This is a genomic window from Acerihabitans sp. (assembly GCF_036398755.1).
GTDB lineage: Bacteria > Pseudomonadota > Gammaproteobacteria > Enterobacterales > Enterobacteriaceae > Acerihabitans.
Genome location: NZ_DASWOM010000066.1, coordinates 21,274 through 29,797 on the forward strand (window position 1 = coordinate 21,274; position 8,524 = coordinate 29,797).

The following is an 8,524-nucleotide window of genomic DNA, read 5'->3' on the forward strand; positions in this document are numbered from 1 at the left end:
TGTGATGGGCCAACGTGCAAATAACAAACACGGGCCATCATGCGGGCTTCACCGGCAGACTTCTTCGTTTCAGATCAAGATTTAGCGCAATATCAGCGGTTATGACGCATCAGTTCGCGCACGCGCAACAGCTCCTCCGGGGTATCGACGCCGATGCCCGGCACTTCCTTCGCCACCGCGACATGGATTTTTTCTCCATACCAGAGTACCCGCAGTTGCTCGAGCATTTCAATCTGCTCAAGCCGGCTCGGTTTCCAGCCCACGTAACGGCGGATAAAACCAGCGCGATAGCCATAGATGCCGATATGGCGCAAAAAGGTGTCGCCGATGGATTCACGTGAAAGGGTGAAACGCTCGCGCTCCCAGGGAATGGCGGCGCGGGAAAAATACAGCGCGAAACCCTGGGCATCCATCACCACTTTGACCGCGTTTGGATTAAAGGCTTCCCCGGCGGTGGTGATGGGCACCGCAAGCGTTGCCATGCCCGCCTGGCAGTTGGCCAGGTTATCGGCCACCTGGCGGATAATGACCGGGGGAATCAGCGGTTCGTCGCCTTGCACATTCACCACGATCTGGTCATCGGGGAACTGGAAGCGATCAATCACTTCCGCCAGGCGTTCGGTGCCGGAATGATGATCGGCACGGGTCATGCATACCTCGCCGCCCGCCTGGCGCACGGCGTCCACCACGCCTTGGTGATCGGTTGCCACGATGACCCGGTCCGCGCCGGATTCCTGGGCGCGCTCCATTACGTGCACCACCATCGGCTTGCCGTTGATATCCGCCAGGGGTTTGCCCGGCAGGCGGCTGGAGGCGAACCGCGCGGGAATGATAGCCACAAAACTCATTGGTTTGTCTCGTCCAGGGTCAGGGCGCGGGCCTCGCTCTCCAGTAACACCGGAATGCCGTCCCGGACCGGATAGGCAAGGGCGTCCGATTTACAGATGAGCTCCTGTTTTTCTTTATTAAAATACAGCTTGCCGTTACATACCGGGCACGCCACGATTTCCAATAAGCGGTGATCCATAATTCCTCCAGCATACACACCCTGCGATGCGCCAATGGGCCAGAGAATAGCATAACGCGCCAACCCGCGGGAATGGTTAAGGCGATAAGCTGCAATCCGCCTCACAGCGATTGGCGCAGGCTATTAACATTTTTGCAAAATAGGCTTGATCCCTAAACAGGAACGGCGTAATATTTTTTGTGAGCTACATCACACTTTCAATATTTAAGAGACAAACCTGCCATGAAAAAATTAAATAAAATAATTGCTTTGTTTGCTAACTTTAGCCGCTAAGCAAAAAATAACATCGCTCTCTCGGCCCGGTCATCCCTGATGACCGGGCCGATTGTTTTTTTATGCCGGCAGATTTATGCGCGCCCCCGGTCCGGCCGGTTCCGGCGCCGTTCCACTATGATATCCGCCGCGCCTTGTTGATCGCCCGCCCTATCGGCGCCAGCAGCCTTGCGGCGTCCTGCTCCGACAGTTGCGCGCTCACCGGCAGATACCACCAGTTGGCCTGGGCGAACGCGCGGCATTTTACCGCGTCCTTTTCCGTCATCAACAGCGTCTGACCGGGCAAAGCCAGCGGCGCCAGTTGCTCCGCGCGATAAGCCTGGTGATCGCCGAAGGCGATTTCACGTTCCGTTATCACGCCCAGGCCGCGCAGCGTGGCGAAAAAACGCGGCGGATGCCCGATGCCCGCCATCGCCACCACCGCGGGCAGTTGCCCGGCCGGGCGGGTTTCACCGCTGGCCAGATTGACCGCATCGCCCGGCACCAGGCGCATGGGAATTTCACCCGGCAAGGCGTCGCCGCCATTGACTATCACGGCGGTGACGTTTTTCAAACGGCCGGCACGCTCGCGCATCGGCCCCGCCGGCAGCCACCAGCCGTTGCCAAAGCGCCTGACGCCGTCCACCACCACCCATTCGATATCCCGTGCCAGGGCATAGTGCTGCAGACCGTCATCGGAGATAATCACATCCAGCGGCCGCCCGGCCAGCAAGGCCGCCACCGCGTCAGCGCGCCTGGGGGCCACCGCCACCGCGGCGCGGGTACGTTGGAAAATCAGTACCGGCTCGTCCCCCGCCTGTAGGCTGGTGGTGTGATCATCCAGCAGCAGCGGATAGTGATCGGCGCGTCCGCCATAGCCGCGGGACACCACGCCGACCCGCCAGCCGGAGCGCTGCAAATGCTCAACCAGCCACAATACCGCCGGCGTTTTGCCGTTGCCGCCGGCGGTCAGGTTGCCCACCACCACCACCGGCACCGGGAAACGATAGGTTTTGCGCCATCCCAGGCGATAGCCAAGCCTTATCAGCGCGCTGACCAGGCCGTAAAGCCAGGATAACGGCAACAGCAGCCAGGACAGCCGGGAACCACCGAACCAGATGCGATCAATCATTGCCGAACTGCATCCGGTGCAGTTGCGCATAAGCGCCTTTGGCCGCCAGCAGTTCCTGGTGCGAGCCGCGTTCCACGATACGCCCGTCTTCCACCACCAGGATTTCGTCCGCTTTTTCGATGGTGGAAAGCCGATGGGCAATGACCAGCGAGGTGCGGTTTTTTTGCAGCGCATCCAGCGCCTTCTGGATGGCGCGTTCCGATTCGGTATCCAGCGCCGAGGTGGCTTCGTCAAGGATCAGGATCGGGCAATCACGCAGCAGCGCCCGGGCAATGGCGATGCGCTGGCGCTGTCCGCCGGAAAGCAGCACGCCGTTTTCACCGATAACCGTATCCAGGCCTTTATCCATTTTGGCGATAAAGTCCATGGCGTAGGCCATGCGGGCCGCGTTCTCGATTTCGTCGCGTGAAAACCGGTCCTTGCGGGCATAGGCGATATTATTGGCGATGGTATCGTTGAATAAATGCACATTTTGCGACACCAGCGCCACCTGATCGCGCAGCGAGGACAGGGTGTACTCCCGCAGATCGTGTCCGTCCAGCAACACCGCGCCCTCCTGAACATCATAAAAACGCGTCAGGAGGTTGGCGATGGTGGATTTGCCGGAGCCGGAGCGCCCGACCAGCGCCACCGTCCTGCCGGCGGGGATGGTCAGGCTGATATGTTCAAGCGACGGCGTTTCCTTGCCGGGATAGAAGAAGGTGACATCACGGAATTCGACATCGCCTTTGGCGCGCTCGACCACCAGCGTTCCTTCGTCTTTCTCCTGCTCCATATCCAGGATGGCGAACAGGGTCTGGCAGGCGGCCATGCCCCGCTGGAACTGGGAGTTAACGTTAGTGAGCGATTTCAGCGGCCGCATCAGCGCAATCATGGACGAGAACACCACGGTTATGGTGCCGGCGGTCAGGTTTTGCATCACGCTCGGGAAACTGGCGGCATACAGCACAAACGCCAGGGCCAGTGAGGCGATAAACTGGATCACCGGGTCGGAAACCGACGAGGCGGACACCATTTTCATGCCCTGCTGGCGCATCCGGTTGCTGACGTGATTGAAGCGCTCGTTCTCAACCTTCTGGCCGCCGAAAATCAATACTTCCTTATGGCCCTTCAGCATCTGTTCGGCGCTGGTGGTGACCTGCCCCATGGTGTTCTGCATATTTTTACTGATGTTACGAAAGCGTTTCGACACCTGGCGTATGGCAATGGAAACAATGGGGGCGATAACCACCAGGATCAGCGACAATTGCCAGCTGTAATAGAACATCATGATAAACAGGCCGATGATCGAGGCGGTTTCGCGGATGACGGTAATCAGCGCGCTGGACGACGACGAGGCCACCTGTTCCGAATCATAGGTAATGCGCGACAAGAGCGTACCGGTGGACTGCTGATCGAAAAAGGACACCGGCATGCCCATCATATGGCTGAACAGCCGGCGGCGCATTTGCATGACCACTTTGCCTGACACCCACGACACGCAATAACTGGAAACAAACCCGGTTGAACCGCGCACCACCATCAGGCCGATAACGGCCAGCGGCATCCACACCAGGATACTGTTGTCGCTTTTGCCAAACCCGTCGTCCAGCAGCGGTTTGAGTAGTGACAGCATCAGGGTATCGCTGGCGGCGTTCAGTATCAGGGCAATGGCAGATACTATCAGGCCCGCCTTAAAAGGGGAGATCATCGGCCAAAGGCGACGGAACGTCTGCCAGGTGGAGAGATCTTTATCATTAAGCATGCATTCAACCAGCGCTGAGACTAAATAGCCGACCATTCTACTCATTATCGGCGTGGACGCCAAACCACTGGTGATACCAACGTGACATAATTTGTTCCCTATATCCTTTTATAACCCAATTATTATCATAAAAATGAATGCTGACCTGACCCGAGCGGGCGGTATCGTGCCAGGGTATGCCCTCGCGGCGGTAGCGTTCCCGGATGCTTTGCGCCGGCAGGCGCCAGGGATTAAAGCGGGCGGCAGACGCCAGCGCCGCCCCGGGCCGCACCGCGCGCAAAAATGCCCGGGTGGAGGAGGTTTTACTGCCGTGGTGGGGTATCTGTAGGATATCGGCGCGTAATTGACCGCGGGCGCTCTTGAGCAAGGCCCGTTCGGCCGGCGCCTCTATATCGCCGGTCAACAGCACGCTGAACCGGCCGTCGTCTATTTTGATCACGCAGGAATCATCGTTACCGGCTTTTTTCACCTGCGCGGGCGGCCACAGGACGCTGAACGTCAACCCCTGCCACTGCCAACGCCGGCCCCTGACGCAGGGCAGGTGGCCCTTGGCGCGATAAGAACTGGCGACCGGCACCCGGGGAAATACCCGTTTAAGGGTCGCCAGGCCGCCGATATGATCCTGGTGGCTATGGCTGAGAAAAATACCCTCGGGCGCCAGACCGCGCCAGGCCAGATAGGGCAGGATTTCCGCTTTGCCGATATCGCCGCCGCGCCAGCCCGCGCCGGTATCATACAGCAGCGCTTTGCCATGGCGTTCCACCACTACCGCCAGCCCGTGGCCGACGTCCAGCATATCCACCCGCCAGCGCGGCCGGTCAGCCCGGTCACGCGGCGCCAGCAGGAGCGCTGCGAGCACCACCATATTCAGCCGGTAGGTATGCCACCAGCCGAAACGCCAGATAATCACCGCCAGCCAGCCGCCGATGCTCCACAGGATGCCGGCCGCCGCCAGATCCCGCCACCCCTGTTGCAACGGCGCCAGCGGCAAAAACACCAGCGTCAGCGATTGATCGGCCAGATACCAGAGCAGCCTGCTCAACGGCGTCAGCACGCCCAGGCAGATTGCCGCCAGGATCAGGGGCGTGCTGATAAACGACACCAGCGGCACCGCCCACAGGTTGGCCGGCAGCGACAGCGGATTGGCGCCGTGGAACAATCCCCATTGCAGCGGCAGCAGCAGCAGCGTCATGCCGGCCTGCAAATGTACCCAGCGCAGCCAGGCCCAGCGTAGCCCGGATTGAAAACGCGCCGGCAGCGGCGCCCATTGAAACCAGAAAATCAGCGCCGCCACCGCCAGGCACGACAGCCACAGGCTGCTTGACAACACGCTGAGCGGATCGGTCACCACTATCAGCGCCACGCACCACAGCCAGACCTGCCAGGCCCCGCAGTGCACGCCCCTGATGCGCAACAGGATCCAGAGCGTCAGCGCCAGCAGCGCGCGAATAGCCGGAAAATTAACACCGGAAATCCAGACATAACCCGCCGCGCCCAGCCAGCTGACCGCCAGCGGCATCGCCGGGCTGACCCAGCGCCTCGGCAGGAAAAACTGGCCGCCGCGCGCCGCCAGCCAGCCAAACAGGGCCGCCAGCGAAATATGCAGGCCGGATATGGCCATCAGGTGGGCAGTGCCGGTTTGCTGCAGCAATAAGCGCAGCTCTTCGGGCATGCCGCGGCTTTCGCCAAACCCCAGCGCCAATAAAATGGAGGGCCAGCGCAGACCGGTGAACCCGGCGGCGGCATGGTCGATTAGCCTTTGACGCAGACCGCAGCGGGCATCTTCCACCTGGGCTTTGATGACACGTCCCACCAGCGGCTGGTGGTTGGCCACCGCCCAGCGCTGGCTGTCGAAACCGCCTTGATTGAGCCGGCTATGCTGGGGACGCAGTTTCAGCATCATTTTCCACCGCTGGCCGGCGCACCAGCGTTCGGGCAGCGAGGTCCAGCTGATGGCGGCAAAGACCGGCGGAAACACTCTTTTTCCGCCGGCCTGGGTGATTTTAATTACCGCGCCCGAGCGCGCGCTGTCGGCATGATGGATGTTGACAATCTGCGCGCGCACAATAGCCCTGGGTTGGGATAACGCCGCTGTCTGCTCCAGTAACTGTATGGCGCAAAAACCACCCCAGGCGAAAGCGGCCAGGGTCACGGCGACCAAACGACAGCCCGACGTGCGCGTCAGTAATAATAACCAGGCGGCCAGCACGATGCCGCACAGTACAACGGGCGACGGCAGCGCGGGTAAAAAGGCCAACGGCAGGATGCCGGCGATTGCGCATAACGCAATAGGGTTGATGGCGATCGGCATCAGTTTGTAGGTCCGGCAATCATCAGTTATCGATCCTGGCAATAAAGCGTCGGCGCCGATTGTTGCCCGCCACATCGAACGCCGCCACCGCCGGATGCGCATTTATCGATACTGCTTCAGGAGAATGAAAAAGGGTTACAAACCGTTGTGGCAGACTGCGCCAGTGCGCGCAATATTGCCTGAAAAGCGGCTCGGGGTCTGGCCAATGACGGAAAACTCCGCCTATTACGTTGCGCAATGGCGGTCGAGGGCATGTCCCACTTTGTTTTCATCAAAGCATAAAAAAAGACACCCGAAGGTGTCTTTTTTGCGACTGGCTTATAACGACGGTGCGTTAACGCGGCATGGCGTTATGAACCATAAATATTGGCGCGGTCGCGCAGCTCTTTGCCGGGCTTGAAATGGGGGACATATTTGCCTTCCAATTCAACTTTATCCCCGGTTTTAGGGTTGCGTCCGACACGCGGTGCACGGTAGTGAAGTGAAAAACTGCCGAAACCACGGATTTCAATGCGCTCACCGCCGGCGAGGGTGGTCGCCATATGTTCGAGCATCTCTTTCACAGCATCCTCGACGATTTTCGCCGGGATATGAGCGTGCTGTCCAGCAAGTCTTTCAATAAGTTCAGACTTGGTCATAGTTCCTCCAAGTGCGCATTCCCACGGATAAGGCAGGGACACGACCCAACTTAGCTACCGTCCAGGAGCGGCTGACTCGCCGCTCCCCCATTATTATTCGCCTTTAGCTGCCTTGAACGCTTCAGCCATTGCACTGGAGAAGTTGCTGGTATCTTCCTGCTTGTTGGTGCTGTTCACAGTGGCGATAGCATCTTTCTCATCAGCTTCATCCTTAGCACGAACGGACAGGCTGACAACGCGGTTTTTACGATCAACGCCGGTGAATTTAGCTTCAACGTCGTCGCCCACGTTCAGAACCAGGGTAGCGTCTTCAATGCGGTCGCGCGATGCTTCGGAAGCACGCAGGTAACCTTCAACGCCGCCAGCTAATTCAACTGTAGCACCTTTAGCGTCAACTGCAGTGACTTTCCCGGTAACAATAGTGCCTTTCTTGTTCAAAGACAGGTAGTTATTAAACGGGTCTTCAGCAAGTTGTTTCACGCCCAGGGAAATACGTTCGCGTTCTGCGTCAACCTGCAGGACCACGGCCGCGATTTCGTCGCCTTTCTTGTATTCGCGCACGGCTTCTTCGCCGGCAACATTCCAGGAGATATCGGACAGATGAACCAGGCCGTCAATGCCGCCTTCCAGGCCGATGAAGATACCAAAGTCGGTGATTGACTTGATCTTGCCTTCGACGCGGTCACCCTTGTTATGGGTTTCGGCGAACTGCTGCCACGGGTTGGCTTTACACTGTTTCAGGCCCAGGGAGATACGGCGGCGTTCTTCGTCGATATCCAGAACCATGACTTCAACCACGTCGCCCACGTTGACAACCTTGGACGGATGGATGTTTTTGTTGGTCCAATCCATTTCGGAAACGTGAACCAGGCCTTCGACGCCTTCTTCGATTTCAACGAAGCAGCCGTAATCGGTCAGGTTGGTCACGCGGCCGGTCAGGCGGGTGCCTTCCGGGTAACGTTTGGCGATAGCCACCCACGGATCTTCGCCGAGCTGTTTCAGGCCCAGGGAAACACGGGTACGTTCGCGGTCGAACTTCAGGACCTTAACGGTGATTTCATCGCCGACATTCACGATTTCGCTCGGATGCTTAACACGCTTCCAGGCCATATCGGTGATATGCAGCAAGCCATCGACGCCGCCCAGGTCAACAAACGCGCCATAGTCGGTAAGGTTCTTGACGATACCCTTAACTTCCATGCCTTCCTGCAGGTTTTCCAGCAGTTGATCGCGTTCCGCACTGTTTTCGGACTCAATCACCGCACGACGGGAAACCACCACGTTGTTACGTTTCTGGTCCAGCTTGATAACTTTAAACTCAAGCTCTTTGCCTTCCAGATGCAGGGTATCGCGTACCGGACGCACGTCAACCAGCGAACCCGGCAGGAACGCACGAATGCCGTTCAGTTCGACGGTGAAA

At 58.8% G+C, this 8,524-nt stretch carries 7 protein-coding genes; all 7 read right to left on the minus strand.

Translation table 11 applies throughout. From position 1 onward, the window contains the following. Positions 1–92: 92 nt before the first annotated feature. A complete protein-coding gene (gene kdsB / locus VGC33_RS11155; protein ID WP_331120826.1) occupies positions 93–848 on the minus strand; it encodes a 3-deoxy-manno-octulosonate cytidylyltransferase in 756 nt (251 codons plus the stop codon). After that, complete coding sequence (locus tag VGC33_RS11160) at positions 845–1,027, minus strand: Trm112 family protein (protein WP_162365646.1); 183 nt, start codon at positions 1,025–1,027, stop codon at positions 845–847. Before VGC33_RS11160 ends, kdsB begins: the two co-directional genes overlap by 4 nt. Positions 1,028–1,415: 388 nt before the next feature. Next, positions 1,416–2,411 carry a tetraacyldisaccharide 4'-kinase gene (lpxK, locus tag VGC33_RS11165; protein WP_331120827.1) on the minus strand — a complete coding sequence of 332 codons (996 nt, stop codon included), beginning with the start codon at positions 2,409–2,411 and terminating at the stop codon, positions 1,416–1,418. Then, positions 2,404–4,155, minus strand: a complete 1,752-nt coding sequence (msbA, locus tag VGC33_RS11170) for a lipid A ABC transporter ATP-binding protein/permease MsbA (protein WP_331120828.1) — start codon at positions 4,153–4,155, stop codon at positions 2,404–2,406. Before msbA ends, lpxK begins: the two co-directional genes overlap by 8 nt. 37 nt (positions 4,156–4,192) lie before the next feature. Beyond that, complete coding sequence (locus VGC33_RS11175; RefSeq protein WP_331120829.1) at positions 4,193–6,466, minus strand: ComEC family protein; 2,274 nt, start codon at positions 6,464–6,466, stop codon at positions 4,193–4,195. A 350-nt stretch (positions 6,467–6,816) separates the two neighbouring features. Continuing rightward, positions 6,817–7,104, minus strand: a complete 288-nt coding sequence (ihfB, locus tag VGC33_RS11180; protein WP_331120830.1) for an integration host factor subunit beta — start codon at positions 7,102–7,104, stop codon at positions 6,817–6,819. Between the two features lie 93 nt (positions 7,105–7,197). Next, positions 7,198–8,524, minus strand: a 1,327-nt coding sequence (rpsA, locus tag VGC33_RS11185) for a 30S ribosomal protein S1 (protein ID WP_331120831.1), incomplete at its 5' end; no start/stop codon positions are given.

Bases quoted from the DNA above. Each gene is read 5' to 3' on its own strand.
- lpxK (WP_331120827.1), bottom strand. From the start codon at position 2,411: ATGATTGATCGCATCTGGTTCGGTGGTTCCCGGCTGTCCTGGCTGCTG.
- VGC33_RS11175 (WP_331120829.1), bottom strand. From the start codon at position 6,466: ATGCCGATCGCCATCAACCCTATTGCGTTATGCGCAATCGCCGGCATC.
- VGC33_RS11160 (WP_162365646.1), bottom strand. From the start codon at position 1,027: ATGGATCACCGCTTATTGGAAATCGTGGCGTGCCCGGTATGTAACGGC.
- msbA (WP_331120828.1), bottom strand. From the start codon at position 4,155: ATGCTTAATGATAAAGATCTCTCCACCTGGCAGACGTTCCGTCGCCTT.
- ihfB (WP_331120830.1), bottom strand. From the start codon at position 7,104: ATGACCAAGTCTGAACTTATTGAAAGACTTGCTGGACAGCACGCTCAT.
- kdsB (WP_331120826.1), bottom strand. From the start codon at position 848: ATGAGTTTTGTGGCTATCATTCCCGCGCGGTTCGCCTCCAGCCGCCTG.